A 17,889-nucleotide genomic window follows, 5' to 3' on the forward strand; every position below is an offset into this window, starting at 1 on the left:
CGCGCATCGGCCGCCATCCAGCGAATCACGTGATTAGCAGTTCTTATTATTGCCTATCTCCACCAGATCGGCATCTCGTTACCGGCAAGCCATTCCCCGAGGTCATGGTCGTGGGCAGCCAGGCCGGCCACCGCGGCCAGGGCGGTCGACAGTGCCCGCTGCGCGATCTCGTCGGGCAGCAGCCCGGCCCGGTGCGCCTCTAGGAATTCGTCGATGTCGAGGACCTCGGTGTGTTCGCCCCGGAACACCACCAGGTCCAGGTAGTGGTCCTCGGTGTGCCACACCTCGCCGTGTTCGCCCTGCTCGACGGTGATGTCCGCGACGTCGAGGTAGTAGTCCTGGGTGCGCTCGTGGCCGGGATTCCAGTCGTAGACCGTGGCGCGCAGCCCGAGCGCGGGCAGCAGCCACGACTGCAGATAGTTGAACTGGGACCGGCCCGGGGCCTCCCGAGCCAGATACAGCCCCCACGGGGCTCGCTCATAGCGATCCACCGCCCGGACGAACCCCTTGTTGTCGGTGTTCGTGCCGGCGGCCACGTCGAAGATCTCGCGCTTGGGTGGGTGAATGCCCGCCAGCCTAGTGTCTCGCCGCAACCCCAACCCGCCGAATGTGAGCCGGAAACAACCCATGCGGCCAGCAGGCGTCACGTTCGTAGCGGGGCGGTCCACCGGTGGTGCCCCCGGACGCGCCGAACGTGGGTCGTAGTCAACCTCGACGGTTGCTACGGCCCACGCTCGGCGGGTGATCCCTGGGTGCATGCCCCGTGCCCGCCCTCGTCGCCGACGGATCTGCACGCGGTGATGCACGATGCGCAGTGCGCCGTGACCTGTGCGCTGTGCGGAGCTGCGTTGTGATCGAGGGAGTCGAACCCTCCGCGCTGCCCTCCGCGCGCCGACAGAGACCGGGCTTGGCCCGCCGGTCTGGGCTTGTGCACGCCTCCGCGACGACTACCTGCTTACACCCGGATCAGTCGAGCAGATCCACCTCCCAGTTGGCGCGCTGGATCCGTACGTCGAGTTCCCGCAGCTCGCGGGAGGCCCGGTCGGCGTCCGCCCGTACCTGCGACACCGGCAGCGCGGCGAACATCTTCAGTTCCGAGCGCAGCTGCCGCGCGTAGCCGGAGTTGTCCGCCCCGGCCGCGGCGTCGGCGGCGGTGGTCAGCAGGTGATGCCGCCAGCGCAGAGCGTCGCGACGGGCCAGCGCGTCGGTGAGGGTGCCGTCGACGCCGATGTTCGCCGCGGCGTTGGTCCGGTTGATCCGGCGGATCAGGGCCTCCCACTCGTCGATCAGACCGTCGGCCTCGGCCATCAGCGCCGCGGCGTCTTCGGATGGGGTCTCACCCTCCTGGTAGCGCGCGTTGGCCTTGACCCGGGTGCGCAGCGCCTCGATCCGCCGCAGGGTGGTGGCCCGCAGCGACAGCGCCTCAGCCAGCTTCATATCTACACCTCCTCCAATCATGCAGTGCGCGAGGGCGTTTCCGAGCCGCGCCGGACAGGTGTTCCATGATGACGAGGATCGGGGGAGTGAGCAACGCATTTTTCGCCGCACTCAGGCACCCCGGCTGATCGTTGCCGACGCAGCCAAGGGAGCGTCAGGCCAGCAAGTCCTCCGGTGTGGAGTAGTGGACGCCTGGAAACAGTCCGTGTTTGGTGGTGAGCCGGACAAAGGTCAGCATCGGCAGCCATGCCAGCCCGACGGTGTCCGCGCCGGACAACTCCCGGTCCAGCCAGGTGCGGCTGGTGTCATGGTGTTCACTGGCTGAATTGACCGCGTACAGAAGCGCATTCGCATCGACGATTTTCATGCTCCGCGACGCTGCCGTCGTATCAGTTCCTCGTCTTCGAGTTCGGCGGCCAGCTGCAGCGCGCGATCCAGGTTGGCCGAGGGCACTCCGAGGTCGGCCACGGCGGTATGGAACGGCTCCGGCGCGGGGCGCAGTTGGGTGCCTGCCCGGATCGCCTCGTTGAGGGCGCGCTTGAAGGAGATGCCGCGTTCGGCCATGCTCCGGCGGAGCACGGTGACGACGTCGTCATCCAAGGTCACCGTGGTACGCATGTGACAGCACAGCATCAGTATGGGTGATGCTTTAGCGTCATAGCTCCCAGCTCACGGTGAACCCGTGCCGCAGCACCAGCCCGGCCAGCACGTCGGGCCGGTCGGCGAGTCTCCAGGACGTTCCGGTGAACGCCTCGCTGCCGAAAAAGGCGACATTCAACGACGATTCCGGTGTGGTGCGGGATCGGTAGACGATCCCGTCGAGGTCTGGCCACCAGCGCCGGGTCGCGTCGGCGAGCTGCTGGCAGGTGCGCCAGACGTCCGGATGCTGACCGGTGCTGATCTGGTCGTCGACGTCGAGCAGATCCAGGTTGCGCTCGGTGCGCAGGTCGAGCACCCGCAACGGCCGGACCGTGGTCAGCCGGACCAGGTGATCAGCGGCGTGATCGGCGGGAATCACCAGGCCGGTTGCCCGGTAGCGCTCCCGGAAGGCCCCGGTGGGCAGCCGCCCGGCGTAGCGGGTGCGGAAGGCGCCCGTGGCGGGATCGAAGCGGTATCGCGGTTCGGGAAAGCCCGCCCAGTCCCAGTCGGCGAACGCGGCGGCCTCCACCCGCCACAGCTGGGTCCCGGCGGCCACCGATCGTCGGCGCAGACCCAGGGGCCGCTGCTCCGGCGGCGGGTGCCGGTACCCGGCCGCGAGCTCAGGCACCGAGGGCGGCCAGCAGGCCCCAGGCGGTCTCGGCGAGATCCGGTCGGCGCAGTGCCGCCGAGATGGACGACCCGCCCAGCTCGTCGTGGGTGATCCGCATGATCCGGTCCGCCGTCATCGCATCTCCGGTGAATCGGGCCAGCAGCTCCAGGATCCGCGGTAGCTCGGGGCGGATCCGGTCGTCATCGAATTGCCATGCGGGAAACCAGGTTTGATTACCGATCGGCGCCCCGACCAACTTGCCCCGGCTACGCAGGCGATGCACGGCCTGCGGCGTGCGCAGCCCGAGTGCCGCCTGCACCGCCGGCGTAGGCAGCGCTCCGTCACGGAATTCCTCGGACAGCGCGGTGCGCCGGGTTCGGTTCAGGTTGGCCGCGGCGATCCTCTCCAGGGTGCCGTCGGGCCGCGTCGGCGCATCGACGAGCAGCTCGAGCACCTGGGCGAACCGGGGATCGCGCTCGGCGCGCTGGGTGATCTCGCGAACCAGCGGGGCGACGGCGGAGGTCATGCCTCCACGATACGCCGGACCTCATTCGATTGAAACAATCGAATCAACCTGGTGCGGGCGTGGTCGAATAGAGACATGCTGTTTCGTCAGCTGGAGTACTTCGTCGCGCTGGCACGAGAACGTCATTTCGCCCGCGCCGCCAGTGCCTGCCACGTCTCGCAACCGGCCCTGTCGGAGGCCATCCGGAAACTGGAGCGCGAGCTGAAGGTCCCGCTCGTCCGCCGCGGTCAGAACTTCGAAAGTCTCACCCCGGAGGGGGAGCGCCTGGTGCTGTGGGCGCGGCGGATCCTCGCCGACCACGACGCGCTCAAACAGGAGGTCGTGGCGCTGCAAACCGGCCTGACCGGCGAACTACGCCTCGGGGTGATACCGGCGGCGTCCAGCACCGTGGCACGGATAACCGACCCGTTCTGCGCCGACCACCCGCTGGTGCGCGTGCAGGTGGAGACGAGTCTGCGCTCGGCCGACATCACCGCCCGCGTCCGACGGTTCGAGCTGGACGCCGGGGTGATCTACCCCGACCCGCAGGATACCGAGGGACTGACGATCACCGAGTTGTACGAGGAGCGCCAAGTACTGCTGGCCGGCGGCGATCTGCTGGCCGGTCGCACGGACAGCATCGGCTGGTCCGATGCGCTGGAACTGCCGATGTGCCTGCTGACTCCGGGCATGCGGGGCCGCAGGCTCATCGACGAAGCGCTCGCCGATCGGGGGCTTGCGGTGATCCCGCGATTGGAGAGCGACTCCGTCGTCGTACTGCTGACGCACGTCGCCACCGGACGATGGGCCACCGTCGTCCCGCAGACCTGGCTCGACGCCTTGCCCCCGCCCGCCGGCGTCCGGGCACTGACCCTCGACGGCCCCCCGGTGACTGCCCGGGTGGTTCTGGTGACCAATGCGGCGCAGCCCGGCTCGGTGCTTGCCCGCGCCCTCATCCAGACCGCGAAAGACATGTCGAGCAGCAAAGGTCCGTAGCTCGATCGGCGCTGCCTATCACCGGATCGGAAACTCGTCTTGGACAGCCTCGGAGCTAGCGGCCGAGACTGAATCCATGGCAAAGATCCTCTGTGTGCTCTACCCCGACCCGGTGACGGGCTACCCACCTGTCTACGCGCGCGATTCGATACCGGAGATCACGTCGTACCCGGGCGGGCAGACCGCGCCGACACCGGAAGCGATCGACTTCATCCCCGGTCAACTCCTCGGCTGCGTGTCCGGCGAACTCGGGCTGCGTCGGTACCTGGAGGCCGCCGGGCACGAACTGGTGGTGACCTCCGATAAGGACGGTCCGAACTCGGTGTTCGAGAAGGAACTCCCCGATGCCGACGTGGTCATCTCCCAGCCGTTCTGGCCGGCCTACCTCACCGCCGAGCGCATCGCCAAGGCGCCCAAGCTGAAACTCGCGCTAACCGCGGGCATCGGATCCGACCATGTCGACCTCGACGCGGCGATCAAGGCCGGCATCACCGTCGCCGAGGTGACCTACTCCAACAGCATCAGCGTGGCCGAACACGCCGTCATGCAGATCCTGATGCTGGTGCGCAACTTCGTGCCGTGCCACGAATGGGTGATCAACGGCGGCTGGAACATCGCCGACTGCGTCTCCCGGGCGTACGACCTGGAGGGGCTGGACGTGGGCGTCATCGCCGCCGGTCGCATCGGCCAGGCGGTGCTGCGGCGGTTGGCGCCGTTCGACGTCCGGTTGCACTACTTCGACACCCGGCGGCTGCCCGCCGCGGTGGAAGAGGAACTGGGCCTCACCTACCACCCGGATGTCCGGTCGCTGGTCGGTGCGGTCGACATCGTCGACATCCACGCACCGCTGCATCCGCAGACCTACCACCTGTTCGACGCCGACCTCATCGGAACCATGCGGCGCGGCTCCTACATCGTCAACACCGCCCGCGCCGAGATCGTGGTGCGCGACGCCATCGTGCAGGCTCTGGAGTCCGGCCGGCTGGCCGGCTACGCCGGTGACGTCTGGTTCCCGCAGCCGGCGCCCGTCGACCATCCGTGGCGCACCATGAAGCACGAGGCCATGACGCCGCACGTCTCGGGCACGACCTTGTCGGCGCAGGCCCGATACGCAGCCGGAACCCGGGAGATCCTGGAGGACTTCTTCGCCGGCCGCGACATCCGCGACGAGTACCTCATCGTCCACGGCGGCAGCCTGGCCGGCACCGGCGCGCAGTCCTACACCGCCGACGGTTCAGGGAGCCCGGGCAGCGACGCCGGGTAGCGAGCTCACTGCCCGACCCGGATGTCGGTGCCCGCGCCTACCCTGGGGATCATGGCATTCGCATCCGAACACCCGGTGGTCGCGCACTCGGAATACCGGCCGGCCGCCGACGCGGTCGAGGGCATCGTGCGCTCCGGCGCCGCATTCGAAGTGGTCAGCGAATACCAACCCGCCGGTGACCAACCGGCTGCCATCGAAGAACTGGAACGACGGGTCAATTCCGGCGAGCGCGACATCGTGCTGCTCGGCGCCACCGGCACCGGCAAATCCGCGACCACGGCCTGGCTGATCGAACGGCTGCAGCGGCCCACCCTGGTGATGGCGCCGAACAAGACCCTGGCCGCCCAGCTCGCCAACGAACTACGGGAGATGCTGCCCAACAACGCCGTCGAGTACTTCGTCTCCTACTACGACTACTACCAACCCGAGGCGTATATCGCCCAGACCGACACCTACATCGAAAAGGACAGCTCGATCAACGACGACGTCGAGCGACTCCGGCACTCGGCGACCTCCAGTCTGCTGTCCCGGCGCGACGTCGTCGTCGTCGCGTCGGTGTCCTGCATCTACGGCCTGGGCACCCCGCAGTCCTACCTGGACCGCTCGGTGGAACTGAAGGTCGGCGACGAGGTGGTCCGGGATCAGCTGCTGCGGTTGCTCGTCGACGTGCAGTACACCCGCAACGACATGTCCTTCACCCGAGGCTCGTTCCGGGTGCGCGGCGACACCGTCGAGATCATCCCGTCGTACGAGGAACTGGCGATCCGCATCGAATTCTTCGGCGACGAGGTGGAGGCGCTGTACTACCTGCACCCGCTGACCGGTGACGTCATCCGCCAGGTCGACGCGCTGCGGATCTTCCCGGCCACCCACTACGTCGCCGGCCCGGAACGGATGGCCGCGGCCATCTCCGGCATCGAGGAGGAACTCGCCGAACGGCTGGCCGAACTGGAGAACAAAGGCAAGCTGCTGGAGGCCCAGCGGCTGCGGATGCGCACCAGCTACGACATCGAGATGATGCGCCAGGTCGGCTTCTGCTCGGGGATCGAGAACTACTCGCGGCACATCGACGGACGGCCCGCCGGATCGGCGCCGGCCACCCTGCTCGACTACTTCCCCGAGGACTTCCTACTGGTCATCGACGAATCGCACGTCACCGTGCCGCAGATCGGCGGCATGTACGAGGGTGATATGTCGCGTAAGCGCAACCTCGTCGACTTCGGTTTCCGGCTGCCGTCGGCGACCGACAACCGGCCGCTGACTTGGGAGGAGTTCGCCGAACGCGTTGGCCAGACGGTGTACCTGTCGGCCACTCCCGGACCCTATGAGCTGGCCCAGGCCGGCGGCGAATTCGTCGAACAGGTCATCCGCCCGACCGGTCTGGTGGACCCGAAGGTGACCGTCAAACCCACCAAGGGCCAGATCGACGACCTGATCGGTGAGATCCGCACCCGCACCGAGCGCGACGAGCGGGTACTGGTCACCACGCTGACCAAGAAGATGGCCGAGGATCTCACCGACTACCTGCTGGAGATGGGCATCCGGGTGCGTTACCTGCACTCCGAGGTCGACACGCTGCGCCGGGTGGAGCTGCTGCGCCAACTGCGCCTCGGTGAGTACGACGTGCTGATCGGCATCAACCTGCTGCGCGAGGGCCTGGACCTGCCGGAGGTGTCGCTGGTCGCGATCCTCGACGCCGACAAGGAAGGGTTCCTGCGGTCCCCGCGCAGCCTCATCCAGACGATCGGCCGGGCGGCACGCAATGTGTCCGGCGAGGTGCACATGTACGCCGACAAGATCACCGACTCGATGAAGGAAGCCATCGACGAGACCGAGCGGCGCCGCGCCAAGCAGATCGCCTACAACGAAGAGCGCGGCATCGACCCGCAACCGCTGCGCAAGAAGATCGCCGACATCCTCGACCAGGTCTACCGGGAGGCTGACGATACCGAGGCGTCCGAATCCGTGCCGGTCGGTGGTTCCGGACGCAACGCTTCGCGGGGACGACGGGCGCAGGGCGAGCCCGGCCGCGCCGTCAGCGCGGGCATCGTCGAGGGCCGCGACACGGCGAGCATGCCGCGCGCGGAGCTGGCCGACCTGATCAAGGACCTCACCGAGCAGATGATGGGCGCCGCTCGGGACCTGCAGTTCGAGCTTGCCGCCCGGCTGCGCGACGAGGTCGCCGACCTGAAGAAGGAACTGCGCGGGATGGACGCCGCCGGGCTGAAATAGCCACGCCGTACGGTGTGATCATGGCCGGCGCCCCGAACTCCGCGGAAGCCGGTCCCGGCACCTGGGGAGAGTTGCTGTCGCGGCGCTACCTCGGCGCCTGCATCGTGCTGGCCGGCGGTGTCGCGCTGTACGCCACCAACGAGTTCCTGACGGTCAGCCTGCTGCCGTCCACCGTCGCCGAGATCGGCGGACAGCGCCTCTACGCTTGGGTCACCTCGGTGTACCTGGTTGCCTCGGTGGCCGCCGCGACGACGGTCGGTGGCCTGCTGGCCCGGTACGGCCCACGCCGCGCCTACCTGATCGCACTGGCCGTTTTCGGTGCCGGCAGCCTGCTGTGCGCCGGAGCGCAGACGATGGAACTGCTGCTGGCCGGGCGCGGACTGCAGGGCATCGGCGGGGGAGTCCTGGCCGGGCTGGGCTACGCGGTGATCAACGCCGCGCTGCCGCCGTCGCTGTGGACCCGGGGATCGGCGCTGGTGTCCGCGATGTGGGGCGTCGGCTGTCTGGTCGGGCCGGCGGCTGGCGGGTTCTTCGCCCAGATCGGCCAGTGGCGGTGGGCCTTCGGTGTTCTGGTGATCCTGACGGTGCTGATGGCGCTGGTGGTGCCGTGGGCGTTGCCCGCCGGCCGGCGCGCCGGGGCCGCTGCGCGCACCGAGATCCCGGTGCGCTCGTTGCTGTTGCTGGGTGTTGCCGCCCTGGCGATCAGCGCGGCGGGGCTGCCCGACCGTGTCGAGGCCACCGCCGCGCTGCTGGCGGTCGGGATGGCGTTGGTGGCGGTGTTCGTGGTGCTGGACCGGCGGGCGCGGGTCTCGGTGCTGCCGGCGACGGCGTTTCGGCCCGGTCCGCTCAAGTGGATGTATCTGACTCTGGGTCTGCTGATGGCCGCCACCATGGTCGACATGTTCGTGCCGCTGTTCGCCCACCGGTTGGCCGGGCTGACCCCGTTGGCCGCGGGATTCCTGGCCGCCGGGCTCTCGGTCGGTTGGACCGGGGGAGAGCTGATCAGCGCCATCGTCGACCGGCGCGCGGTGAGCTCGCGGATCGTCGCGCTGGCTCCGGCGCTGATGGCGCTCGGGCTCACCCTGGCTGCACTGACCCAGCGCGTCGACGCCGGCCCGCGCGATGTCGCGGCGTGGGTGGTCGCGCTGGTGGTGACCGGCGCCGGTGTCGGTATCGCCTGGCCGCATCTGTCGGCGTGGGTGATGGGCGCCGTCGACGATCCCGACGAGCGGACCGTCGCCGCGGCGGCGATCAACACTGTGCAGCTGATCTGCGGGGCATTCGGCGCGGGCCTGGCCGGGGTGGTCGTCAACCTGACCGACGACGGCGGTGCCGCGCCGGCCCGCTGGCTGTTCGGGGTGTTCGCCGTGCTGGCGCTGCTCGGGCTGACGGCATCGGTGCGGGCGGCGCGGCGATAGCAATCACGGTGGGTAAAACGCTGGGCCGGGCCATGTTTCGACGGCAGACTTGCGGGCAACGCGGGTGTGGCTGAGAGGCTAGGCACCGGCCTGCAAAGCCGTTCACACGGGTTCGATTCCCGTCACTCGCTCTCTCGGGCCTCCGGTATACCACCGATCAGGTGCAGCGTGGGCCGGTGCGCAGCGCCGCGGCGAGTGCGTCGTTGGTCGCCGCCGCATCGACGCTCCACTCGGTGGCCGATTGACCACCCGCCCACAGGACGAGTTCAGTGAGCGCGCAATACCCTTGCGCACGAACGAGATAGCCGTGCGCGACGACGTTGTCGGGACCGGTAACGGTGTAGTCCAGCGACGTCCCGTCCGGTCCGGGCCGCACCTGCGCCGTGGCGCACTGGGCGAGCTCGCCCTGCAGTTAGTTGAAGAAGTAGCGGCCGTCGTCGGGACTCTGCGGATCGCTCGGTTCCGGCCTCCAGATGACGATGGTCTGTTGCACCTGCCACTCACCGCTGTCCTGCGCCGGCGACTGGGCGCGCCGGGCTGCCATGCCCTGATTCTCCAGGTGGCCGCGGGATTCCATCACCGTCGAGTGGCACAGCTCTTCGAATCGGAACCGTGGGCTGGTCACCGCCTGCGCGGAGTCGGCCAGGGGTGGCCAGTGGTACTTCGACGACAACGGAATGTCAGCCGACGGCAGCCAGACGGAGTCGGTTCCCGCCACCGCCTGTGCCGACGACACCGGTGCCGACGAGCCGGCGTCGGCCGGGTTGTGCGCCGGAGTGCAGCCCGACAGCAGCACCGCCAGAGCGGCGGCGGCAACAGTCCGTGGGCGCATATCCGAAGACTATGCGGCCGCCGGAGGTGGTCGGATCACCAGTTTCCGCCGTCGCGGTGAGGCGGCTACTTCGGCGCGGTGGGGAATACGGGCACGTCGCTGGGCGGCTTCAGGTTGGTGCCCCAGTCGGACTGGGGATAGACGTTGACCGAGTAGGTCAGCCGGGTGCTCTTGTCGATGGCCTGGCTGCACAGCACGATGGTGTAGCCGCCGCCGTCCTCCGGCCGGTCCTTGCTCAGCGCCCCCTGCAGATCGCATCCGGGCTCGGCGCTGGCCTCTTTGTCGATCTTGAACCCCGCGTCGGTGAGCAGCTGCTGGGCCTGCTGGAAACCATCGGCACCGACGTCGGCGACCCGCAACGTCCACATCTTGCCGGTGGTACCGGGCACGTCGAAGGATTTGCCGGTGACCGTGCCCTTGAGAATCGGGATGTCCTTCGGAAATCCCTCGGGCAGATTGGTCTCGGCGACCGGGCCGCCGGGTGCCGGCGGATTCGCGGTGGTGCTGGCGGCGGTCGCGGACGTCGGCGTCGCGGCACCCTCGTCGGCCTTGTGGCCCGAGCAGCCGGACAGCACCAGCGTTGCGGCGACGGCGGCGACGGACACGATCTTCACCGGGGTGAGTTCTGCAGCCATCCCGGTAGGTTAACGCGCGCGCCGAAATCCCTGTCAGCCCGGCGGATGGGCACTGCCTATGCTGAAATCGAGCGACAACGATCGGCCCCCGGCCAACATTCGACGACGAACGGAACCACCCGTGCACGGCACCAGCGACGGATCGGCCTGAGCATGCTCGGTCCGGGATCCGTGTTCGCCGGTTATCGACTTGAGCGCATCCTGGGCTCCGGGGGGATGGGCACGGTCTACCTGGCCCGCGACCCCGACCTGCCCCGCTGGGATGCCCTCAAGGTGCTGTCGTCGCAACTGAGCCGCGACGCGGACTTCCGGGCCCGGTTTGTTCGGGAGGCCGACGTCGCCGCCGGGCTGAACCACCCCAATATCGTCTCCATCTATGACCGCGGGGACAGCGACGGCCAACTGTGGATCGCCATGCAGTTCGTCGACGGCACCGACGCCGAGAAGGCGCTGAGCGCCGGTACCATGACCCCACGGCGCGCCGTGCACGTCATCGGCGAGGTCGCCCGCGCCCTGGACTACGCCCACCACCGCAACGTGGTGCATCGCGACGTCAAGCCCGCCAACTTCCTGATCGCCAACGACGGCGGTGACACCGAGCGGGTGCTGCTGGCAGATTTCGGTATCGCTCGCGCCCTCGACGAGGGGTCCTCGATCACTGGGGCCGGATCCCTGCTGGCCACCGTCACCTACGCTGCGCCGGAATCGCTGTCCGGGGGGAGCGCCGGCGCCCCCGCCGACATCTACGCCCTGGGCTGTTCGCTGTTCCGGCTGCTGACCGGCCGGGTGCCGTTCGACCCCCGAGGCGGAACCGCCGCGGTCATGCTTGCCCACCTGAACCAGCCGCCGCCGCGGGTCACCGCGGTCCGGCCCGGCCTGCCCCCGGCCCTGGACGCCGTGATCGCCAAGGCCATGGCCAAGGATCCCGCGCAGCGCTACCGCAGCGCCCGGGAGCTGGCGGCCGCCGCCGCCGCGGCCTTCGATCATTCGGCGCCGATGCCCGCGGCGCCCCCGAGCGGGTGGCAGGCGACGCCGACGGCGGGTTGGCCGGTGGCGCCGTCGGGCGGACCGCAGCCCCCTCCCTACACCCCGCCGGGCCTGATGATGGCCCCGCCGGCCACCCCGAAGCCCAAGTCCGGTCGGGGACGGCTCATCGGGGTGCTGGCCGGGGTCGCCGTGCTGGTCGCCGGAACCGTCGGAGCGGTCGTCGTGTTCGGCGGTGACGACGAGGCCGAGGCCGGAGGTGGCGGAACCACGTCATTGCCGTCGTCGAGCGAGTCCGTTCAGGCGGCCAAGCCGTTGAGCATCCATGAGCTGCGCGATCTGCTGCTGCCGCTGGGCGACGTGCAGGAGCTCGCCGGTGGACGGGAACTGGTCGAGAAGGCGATGGTGCCGGCTCCGGTTCCCAATTCCAAGGCCCTGCAGGACAAGGAGTGCGTGGGTGCGTGGGCCCCGGGCGATGAAACGACCTACACCGGAAGCGGATACTCCGGTGCGCAATTCCAGTACAGCTACTACGCTGATGACACGGCAAAGACGCCCAACGTTGTCCAGGGTGTCGTCAATTTCCTCACCGTCGGCACGGCGAAGGCGTTTTTCGATCAGCAGGTAACCGCGTGGAAGGCGTGCAGTGATCGCCGGGTTACGCTGAAGTTCACCGAATCGACGCGCTATCAACGGATCGGGACGCCCGAAGTGACGTCCGACGGAATCTTGACCGTGCTCACCCATTCCGACGACAACAGCCGGGCACTGTGCTCGCACTCGCTGGCGCGCCGCGGCAACGTCATCATCGAGGCCGACATCTGTGGCGACGCTGCCTCCGGTGCGCCTTCGCGGACGCTCGTCAGCCGTATTGCCGAGGGATTGCCGGGTTGACGTTAGCTAGAACACGTGCGATCCCTGCCGTACTGCTTAGCCCCGCCAACCATTCAACTTCCTACGAGATTTCGGCAAGTGTTGTTCGGCGGCGTTGAAGAACGCGTAATACGGTGTCGTCATACGTGTGGTGTCGTTGCCTTGGATTTGAAAGCACACCAAATCGGAGGATACATCGGGCTTCTTCAGCCAACTGCGGTAGATCCAGCGTGACGGCATTCCGCTCTGCGCACCGTGTCGGATCAATGCTTCGCCGAGATACCAGCACGCGCCCTCGACGGAATCGCGATTGGCAGGGTCGGCGAGTTCGGCCACGTCGGTGAACCGCCCGAGGACCATTTCGTCGAGTTGGTCCATGGACTCGGCGGTGAAATCCCACTCCCCGGGGTAGCGACGCGCCCATGCGGGAAACTCGTTCTGCCACGTGGCAAGCCATGCGGTGCGCACCGGCGATGGTCCCGGTGTCGAGAACCCCTCGCCGACGGTGGGCGTATCGGTCTGCTTGGGCGCCCACTCCGGATGCGCCGTGGCGTACCCGGCGACGAAACCGGCCAGCTCCTGATAGGTATCCCGCCATAGGTCGGTGTCCCGGTCGGTGACGCCGGCCAGCAACAGGTGCACCGGGGAGACTGGCGCCAGCCCGAGCGCGGCGTCGGGCAGCACCACCGGAATACCGGCGGGGGTGCCCGCCGGGTTGTCGTCGAAACCGAAATACGTGGACGCAATCGAGGCCAGGGTCACCGGGTCGGTGACCGCGGGCAGCCCGCGCTCGGCGAATCCGGGCTCGTCGTCCCAGTCCCAGTTGCCGCCGCACACCAGCGCGAAGGTTTCCCCCGACAAAATCGATGCGACATCTGGTTTCGCATCGGCGGTCGGTGTCGGCGTTCCGCTATCCCCGGTTCCAGCACCCCCACGGGGTAGCGTGACAGGGTGAATTGGCGTGCGCTCGGGCGGACCGATGACTGATAGCGGACTTCCGCCGGGGTCGGTGTTTGCCGGGTACCAGATCGAGCGGGTGCTCGGGGTCGGCGGCATGGGCACGGTCTACCTGGCGCGCAACCCGTCGCTACCGCGGTCGGACGCCCTGAAGGTTCTATCAGCAGAACTGTCTCGCGACGCCAATTTCCGCGCGCGGTTCGTCCGGGAAGCGGACGTCTCTGCGGGCCTCTCCCACCCCAACATCGTCGGTATCTACCGGCGCGGTGAGGCCGACGGGCAGCTCTGGATCGCCATGCAGTTCGTCGACGGCACGGACGCGGAGAAGGCGCTGCAGGCCGGCACCATGACCCCGCGTCGAGCCGTGCATATCATCGGTGAGGTCGCGAAGGCGCTGGATTATGCGCATCAGCGTCACGTGGTGCACCGGGACGTCAAACCGGCCAACTTCCTGCTCTCGTCCGATGGTGATGAGGGCGAGCGGGTTCTGTTGGCCGATTTCGGGATCGCCCGCGCTCTCGACGATGCCCACTCGCTGACCGCCACGGGATCGGTCATGGCGACGGTCACCTACGCCGCGCCCGAGGCGCTCACCGGCGCGAAGGTCGACGGCCGCGCCGACATCTACGGACTGGGCTGCTCGCTGTTCCGATTGATGACCGGGCGTGCTCCGTACCCCGGCAAGGACATCGCCGCGGTGATGATGGCTCACCTCAACCAGCCGCCGCCGAGACTGTCGAGCGTGCGGCCCGGGCTTCCGCCGGCCCTGGACGACGTACTGGCCAAGGCGATGGCCAAGGATCCCGCCCAGCGCTACGGCACCGCCCGTGAACTGGCCGCCGCCGCCAACGCGGCTCTGACCGGCACCGCCGCGCCACCTGCGGGCACGCCGCCCTGGGGGCTGCCGACAGCCAGCTTCCCTGCACCGGCGAGTGGCCCGGTGCCCGCGAATCCGGTCGGGTTCGTCGGTGCATCGGGTCCGGCCCCGGCGGCCGCGCCGCGGCGCCGCCGCTCCCTCCTCGTTGCCCTGACTGGTGCCGTCGTGCTGGTTGCCGCCATTGCGGGAATTGTGTTGGCCACCCGGCACTCGGCGGAATCGGACGCGGTGGTGGCATCGCCGACCACTCCCGCGCCAGTCGATGACAGTGCTCTGACCGGCTTCCTGCTGGGCGCACAGAAACTCTCGGCGATCACCGGGGTCACCATCGGCACCGACCCCGCCCAATCTCTGTTGGCCTCGGATTACGAACTACTGGTGGACCCGACGTGCTCGGCGGCTTTCGCTCCGGGCCAGATCAACGAGTACCAGGGCAACGGCTGGATTGCTTCGCGCTACCAGGCCTTTCACGAAGTCGGCACGCCGGTCAATTCGATGGGGATTGCACAGTTCGGCCAGCAGGTCGTCGTTACGTTCATCTCGCCTGAAGCTGCTGACGTGTTTGCGAAGAAGCAGGCAGCGCACTGGCAGCAGTGCTCGAACACCCAGCTGAAGCTCCGACCGAGGGATCCGACCAAGTCGACCATCATCATCCAGGTGGGTGAACCCACCACCGCTGACGGGATCCTCAAGCTGTCGCAGAATATGGAAGGCGGCGCCGGAATGGTGTGCGGCCGTGCGCTGACGGCGCGCAACAACGTGGTCGTGGACGTCACCATTTGCGGATTCGAGAATGCGCTGGAGCACACGGTGGAGATGGCGCAGGCAATTCGTGATGGGATACCGGACAAATGACGCGAGTGCGGCACAAGTTGGCTGCGTGCGCACTTGCATCAGCAGCTGTTCTCGCCGCTGGGTGCAGCCAAAGCGTCAGCGGTGCAGGTCATTTCGGCACGGACGGTTCCGGCGACGGACTGGTGTCGGCGAGCGCGATGGCCGCGTTACTGCCCTCGGCCGCGGAGGCTGCCGATGTCGCTCACACCGGACCGCTGGGTGCCCCCCGCACGTATACGACTCTGCCCGCGGCGGTCGCCGGCCCGTCGAGTCCCGCTTGCACGACGACGCTGATGGTCGGCGGAGGATATGGCAACAAGCAGACCGATGTGCGAGGCGAGGCGATGGCCGAGGGCATCGGCGACACACCCAGCACTGTCGACGTGGCGGTGGTGCGGTTCGACGACCGTGCCGGCGCACAGACGTTTCTCGACTCGGTGACGGCGTCGTGGGCCGAGTGTTCGGGAAAAATGATTACCTTCGCCGGTGACACGGTCAACTGGGTCGCGGGCCCACCGAAGATGACCTACGGCGTGCACACCGTCACGCGCGCCAAGGAGGGTGGTCAAGGATTCGGGTGCGCGCGGGCGATCAGTGTGCACGCCAACCTCGTCGTCGACGTCATCAGCTGCAATTCCGATCGGACCATCGTCGGCCGCCGCTCGGCCCAACTCGTGTCGTTCGTGTTGAACAGGATCTAAACGTGTCGGTTGTGTGATCATGAGTCGGGGCTGCCCGGGATCGTGGTGCCAGGTCTGTTGTCATCGGCACGGGTCAACCACGAGAACGGGCCGGCAATGAAGTTTGCTAGGTTAGGTTCGCGGCAGATCGCAAGAGCGGTTTCGTCAGTAAGTCGGAAGGATGCGACCGTGCGTAAGGTTTCAGTTGCCGGGGTTGGCGCAGCAGCGGTGTTTGCCGCGTTCACATTGGGCATCCCGACCGCTCCAGCGGACGACCCCGGTGTGGTGTCGCTGGGTGATCGGGGTGAGTTGACGAACGGCGACCTGGTTCAGGCGTGGACGGTCACTGCGCTCAAGCCCAGTCACGACGCCATCTCCTACGAGCCGAAGGGGACCCTGTGGGAGGCGACGGCGACGGATGAGGCCATTCAGGGGTCGGTTATCCCGATGGTCTCCAACTTCAATGCGCGCGCCGCAAACGGAGACTCCTATCGCGTGCTGTTCGGCATTGCGACTCCCAACGGGATCAACCCGGAAACCCTCGCACCAGGTGAGAAGGTGACGGGAAAGCTCTACTTCGATGTGACGGGCGCGGACCCGGACACCGTGTTCTACCGCAACAACACAGCTGAGCTGATGGCTTGGACGCCCGCGAAGACTCCTGCTGCAGGTGCCCCGGCGCATTCAGCACCCGCACCGGCACGACAGCAGCCCGCCGCGGCCGGACCTTCGCCGAGCCCCTCGCCGTCTCCTTCGCCGAGCCCCTCACCCTCTCCCAGTCCGTCTCCGTCTCCCAGCCCGTCGCCGTCGCCGAGTCCGTCGCCTTCACCTTCGCCGAGCCCGTCGCCCGTGCCGAACCAGGGCACCCCGGCCGGCAGCAGTGAAGGCACTCCCGCCGGTGGTGGGAGCGAAGGAACCCCGGTTGGCGGCGGTGAAGGAACCCCAGCCGGAAATGGTTCGGCGGGTACGCCCGCTGCTGACGTGCCGGGCGGAACTCCGGCGACGGGTACCGAAGGCGGAAGCCAGGGCACCCCGGTCGGCGGCAGCCAGGGGACACCTGTTGGTACCGGTTCTGAGGGGATGCCGGCGACAGCCGGCAATGGCGGCACGCCGGCGAGCGTGAGCCAGGGCACGCCGGTGGAGGGGCAGCCACACGGTGTGGGCTCGGTCCCGGCCAACGGAGTGGTGCAGGACCCTGCTGCCAGCCCGGCGTCGCATGTAGGTGGCGCTGCCAACTGACGGCAAGGGCCTGATCGATGAGCACGCCTCCCATGCCACCGGGTGAGCCGGGGTGGCTGCACAGTCCGGTTCCGCCACCTGCTGGCGCGTCCCCGTCAGTTCCCCCTCAAGGCCCGCCCCCCACACAACCCACACAACCCGTGGGGCCTCAGGTGCCGTATACGGCACCACAACGGTCCGGCCGCGACGAGCATCCGACGGATCCGCGCTTGTCGGCTGGTCCCACGCCACCGGCTCCGCCACCCGGCGGCGGCGAGGGTTGGTGGAATCTTTTCGAGTCGGCGGCTGAACCGCCCCCACCGCCGCCGAAGCCGCGGCGCCGGTTGATCATGATCTCGGGGTCAGTCCTTGCGGTGGCGGTCCTGTGCTTGATCGGCGTTGTGGTGCTGTTCGGCTCACGCGCTCCTCAATCGGATGGGCCCGTTCGCGCAGAACAGACGACAACCGAAGCCCCGAAGCCGGATTCCAAGCTTCTGTCGATGCTGCCGCCCGGAATCGACGGGAATGGGTGCGCGCCGGACACCGCTGGCAGCACCCAACCGAGCATCGTCTGCAAGGGCTCCGGTACGGCCGGAGATCCGAGCCGACTGACACTGACCGGCGCCGGTGACAAGGCCGGGCTCGACGCTGCCTTCAATCAGGTCGTGAACCGCACCAAAGTGGTTCTGTGTCCCGGCAATATTCAGTCACCCGGACCGTGGCGGCGAAGCGCTGCGCCGCAGGTCAGCGCCGGCACCCTGATGTGCGGGTGGCAGGACAAAACACCCGTGGTGGCCTGGACGGACGAATCCCGGCTGCTGGTGGTCGTAGCCGAGGGTGCCCCGGGCGTTGACGCATTGACTGCTCTGTACCGCTGGTGGACCACCCACTCTTAGAC

18 protein-coding genes, 1 tRNA gene and 2 pseudogenes are annotated in these 17,889 nt (G+C 68.2%); 11 read left to right on the forward strand and 10 right to left on the reverse strand.

What is annotated here, in order from left to right; genetic code table 11:
* Nucleotides 1–53 precede the first annotated feature (53 nt).
* The 6 genes and pseudogenes from G6N16_RS12685 to G6N16_RS12710 form a co-directional block, all read right to left on the reverse strand.
* Nucleotides 54–566 carry a ribonuclease FAU-1 family protein gene (locus tag G6N16_RS12685; protein ID WP_083030291.1) on the reverse strand — a complete coding sequence of 171 codons (513 nt, stop codon included), beginning with the start codon at nucleotides 564–566 and terminating at the stop codon, nucleotides 54–56.
* 400 nt (nucleotides 567–966) lie between these two features.
* Nucleotides 967–1,437 (reverse strand): DIP1984 family protein, encoded by a 471-nt coding sequence (locus G6N16_RS12690; RefSeq protein ID WP_083030269.1) that lies wholly within the window; start codon nucleotides 1,435–1,437, stop codon nucleotides 967–969.
* Nucleotides 1,438–1,630: 193 nt separating this feature from the next.
* Nucleotides 1,631–1,804, reverse strand: a pseudogene (locus tag G6N16_RS12695) (type II toxin-antitoxin system VapC family toxin); the annotation flags it as partial.
* Nucleotides 1,801–2,055, reverse strand: a complete 255-nt coding sequence (locus tag G6N16_RS12700; RefSeq protein WP_083030270.1) for an antitoxin — start codon at nucleotides 2,053–2,055, stop codon at nucleotides 1,801–1,803. The pseudogene G6N16_RS12695 and the gene G6N16_RS12700, both read right to left, overlap by 4 nt.
* A 37-nt stretch (nucleotides 2,056–2,092) precedes the next feature.
* Nucleotides 2,093–2,704 (reverse strand): RES family NAD+ phosphorylase, encoded by a 612-nt coding sequence (locus G6N16_RS12705; protein WP_083030271.1) that lies wholly within the window; start codon nucleotides 2,702–2,704, stop codon nucleotides 2,093–2,095.
* On the reverse strand, nucleotides 2,697–3,212 hold the full coding sequence (locus tag G6N16_RS12710) for a hypothetical protein (RefSeq protein ID WP_083030272.1): 516 nt from the start codon (nucleotides 3,210–3,212) through the stop codon (nucleotides 2,697–2,699). The genes G6N16_RS12705 and G6N16_RS12710 overlap by 8 nt, the downstream gene beginning before the upstream one ends.
* Before the next feature lie 75 nt (nucleotides 3,213–3,287).
* Here G6N16_RS12710 and G6N16_RS12715 point away from each other — a divergent pair, with 75 nt between their 5' ends.
* The 5 genes from G6N16_RS12715 to G6N16_RS12735 all read left to right on the forward strand — a co-directional run bounded on the left by G6N16_RS12715 (nucleotide 3,288) and on the right by G6N16_RS12735 (nucleotide 9,232).
* On the forward strand, nucleotides 3,288–4,187 hold the full coding sequence (locus G6N16_RS12715) for a LysR family transcriptional regulator (protein WP_083030273.1): 900 nt from the start codon (nucleotides 3,288–3,290) through the stop codon (nucleotides 4,185–4,187).
* A gap of 76 nt (nucleotides 4,188–4,263) precedes the next feature.
* Entirely contained in the window at nucleotides 4,264–5,451 is a 1,188-nt protein-coding gene (locus G6N16_RS12720) for an NAD-dependent formate dehydrogenase (protein WP_083030274.1), read from the forward strand.
* Nucleotides 5,452–5,502: 51 nt separating this feature from the next.
* Nucleotides 5,503–7,683: an excinuclease ABC subunit UvrB gene (uvrB, locus tag G6N16_RS12725; RefSeq protein ID WP_083030292.1), complete on the forward strand. Its 2,181-nt coding sequence runs from the start codon at nucleotides 5,503–5,505 to the stop codon at nucleotides 7,681–7,683.
* 20 nt (nucleotides 7,684–7,703) lie between these two features.
* Nucleotides 7,704–9,101 (forward strand): MFS transporter, encoded by a 1,398-nt coding sequence (locus G6N16_RS12730; protein WP_083030293.1) that lies wholly within the window; start codon nucleotides 7,704–7,706, stop codon nucleotides 9,099–9,101.
* Between the two features lie 60 nt (nucleotides 9,102–9,161).
* Nucleotides 9,162–9,232 (forward strand) — tRNA-Cys (locus G6N16_RS12735).
* Nucleotides 9,233–9,258: 26 nt separating this feature from the next.
* Here the strand turns inward: G6N16_RS12735 and G6N16_RS12740 are convergent.
* The 3 genes from G6N16_RS12740 to G6N16_RS12750 all read right to left on the reverse strand — a co-directional run bounded on the left by G6N16_RS12740 (nucleotide 9,259) and on the right by G6N16_RS12750 (nucleotide 10,568).
* On the reverse strand, nucleotides 9,259–9,477 hold the full coding sequence (locus tag G6N16_RS12740; protein ID WP_083030275.1) for a hypothetical protein: 219 nt from the start codon (nucleotides 9,475–9,477) through the stop codon (nucleotides 9,259–9,261).
* Nucleotides 9,478–9,513: 36 nt separating this feature from the next.
* Complete coding sequence (locus G6N16_RS12745; RefSeq protein ID WP_133052914.1) at nucleotides 9,514–9,933, reverse strand: hypothetical protein; 420 nt, start codon at nucleotides 9,931–9,933, stop codon at nucleotides 9,514–9,516.
* 65 nt (nucleotides 9,934–9,998) lie between these two features.
* Nucleotides 9,999–10,568, reverse strand: coding sequence for a hypothetical protein (locus G6N16_RS12750; RefSeq protein WP_163787868.1), 570 nt, complete (start codon nucleotides 10,566–10,568; stop codon nucleotides 9,999–10,001).
* 153 nt (nucleotides 10,569–10,721) lie between these two features.
* Between G6N16_RS12750 and G6N16_RS12755 the strand changes: the two genes are divergently transcribed.
* The gene (locus G6N16_RS12755) at nucleotides 10,722–12,446 is read left to right on the forward strand and encodes a serine/threonine-protein kinase PknH/PknJ (RefSeq protein ID WP_163787869.1); all 1,725 of its coding nucleotides are present in this window, start codon (nucleotides 10,722–10,724) and stop codon (nucleotides 12,444–12,446) included.
* A gap of 36 nt (nucleotides 12,447–12,482) precedes the next feature.
* On the opposite strand, the gene G6N16_RS12760 is transcribed toward G6N16_RS12755, so the two are convergent.
* Entirely contained in the window at nucleotides 12,483–13,481 is a 999-nt protein-coding gene (locus tag G6N16_RS12760) for a hypothetical protein (protein WP_163787870.1), read from the reverse strand.
* On the opposite strand from G6N16_RS12760, the gene G6N16_RS12765 reads away from it, so the two are divergent.
* From G6N16_RS12765 to G6N16_RS12780, 5 genes and pseudogenes are all read left to right on the forward strand, one after another.
* Entirely contained in the window at nucleotides 13,480–15,114 is a 1,635-nt protein-coding gene (locus tag G6N16_RS12765; protein WP_234805791.1) for a serine/threonine-protein kinase PknH/PknJ, read from the forward strand. The genes G6N16_RS12760 and G6N16_RS12765 overlap by 2 nt on opposite strands.
* Nucleotides 15,111–15,794 carry a sensor domain-containing protein gene (locus G6N16_RS12770; protein ID WP_083030279.1) on the forward strand — a complete coding sequence of 228 codons (684 nt, stop codon included), beginning with the start codon at nucleotides 15,111–15,113 and terminating at the stop codon, nucleotides 15,792–15,794. The genes G6N16_RS12765 and G6N16_RS12770 overlap by 4 nt, the downstream gene beginning before the upstream one ends.
* 96 nt (nucleotides 15,795–15,890) lie before the next feature.
* Nucleotides 15,891–16,358: pseudogene (locus G6N16_RS22135) on the forward strand (MPT63 family protein); the annotation flags it as partial.
* Nucleotides 16,359–16,414: 56 nt separating this feature from the next.
* Entirely contained in the window at nucleotides 16,415–16,657 is a 243-nt protein-coding gene (locus tag G6N16_RS21810; RefSeq protein ID WP_234805792.1) for a hypothetical protein, read from the forward strand.
* Nucleotides 16,658–17,335: 678 nt separating this feature from the next.
* A complete protein-coding gene (locus G6N16_RS12780; RefSeq protein WP_133052916.1) occupies nucleotides 17,336–17,887 on the forward strand; it encodes a hypothetical protein in 552 nt (183 codons plus the stop codon).
* Nucleotides 17,888–17,889: the final 2 nt, after the last annotated feature.

The organism is Mycolicibacterium insubricum (assembly GCF_010731615.1).
GTDB lineage: Bacteria > Actinomycetota > Actinomycetes > Mycobacteriales > Mycobacteriaceae > Mycobacterium > Mycobacterium insubricum.

What these genes read in the sequence shown, in the direction of transcription:
- G6N16_RS12690 (WP_083030269.1), bottom strand. Translation starts at nt 1,437, where the DNA reads ATGAAGCTGGCTGAGGCGCTGTCGCTGCGGGCCACCACCCTGCGGCGG.
- G6N16_RS12700 (WP_083030270.1), bottom strand. Translation starts at nt 2,055, where the DNA reads ATGCGTACCACGGTGACCTTGGATGACGACGTCGTCACCGTGCTCCGC.
- G6N16_RS12710 (WP_083030272.1), bottom strand. Translation starts at nt 3,212, where the DNA reads ATGACCTCCGCCGTCGCCCCGCTGGTTCGCGAGATCACCCAGCGCGCC.
- G6N16_RS12715 (WP_083030273.1), top strand. Translation starts at nt 3,288, where the DNA reads ATGCTGTTTCGTCAGCTGGAGTACTTCGTCGCGCTGGCACGAGAACGT.
- G6N16_RS12720 (WP_083030274.1), top strand. Translation starts at nt 4,264, where the DNA reads ATGGCAAAGATCCTCTGTGTGCTCTACCCCGACCCGGTGACGGGCTAC.
- uvrB (WP_083030292.1), top strand. Translation starts at nt 5,503, where the DNA reads ATGGCATTCGCATCCGAACACCCGGTGGTCGCGCACTCGGAATACCGG.
- G6N16_RS12730 (WP_083030293.1), top strand. Translation starts at nt 7,704, where the DNA reads ATGGCCGGCGCCCCGAACTCCGCGGAAGCCGGTCCCGGCACCTGGGGA.
- G6N16_RS12745 (WP_133052914.1), bottom strand. Translation starts at nt 9,933, where the DNA reads ATGCGCCCACGGACTGTTGCCGCCGCCGCTCTGGCGGTGCTGCTGTCG.
- G6N16_RS12750 (WP_163787868.1), bottom strand. Translation starts at nt 10,568, where the DNA reads ATGGCTGCAGAACTCACCCCGGTGAAGATCGTGTCCGTCGCCGCCGTC.
- G6N16_RS12755 (WP_163787869.1), top strand. Translation starts at nt 10,722, where the DNA reads ATGCTCGGTCCGGGATCCGTGTTCGCCGGTTATCGACTTGAGCGCATC.
- G6N16_RS12765 (WP_234805791.1), top strand. Translation starts at nt 13,480, where the DNA reads ATGGGCACGGTCTACCTGGCGCGCAACCCGTCGCTACCGCGGTCGGAC.
- G6N16_RS12760 (WP_163787870.1), bottom strand. Translation starts at nt 13,481, where the DNA reads ATGCCGCCGACCCCGAGCACCCGCTCGATCTGGTACCCGGCAAACACC.
- G6N16_RS12770 (WP_083030279.1), top strand. Translation starts at nt 15,111, where the DNA reads ATGACGCGAGTGCGGCACAAGTTGGCTGCGTGCGCACTTGCATCAGCA.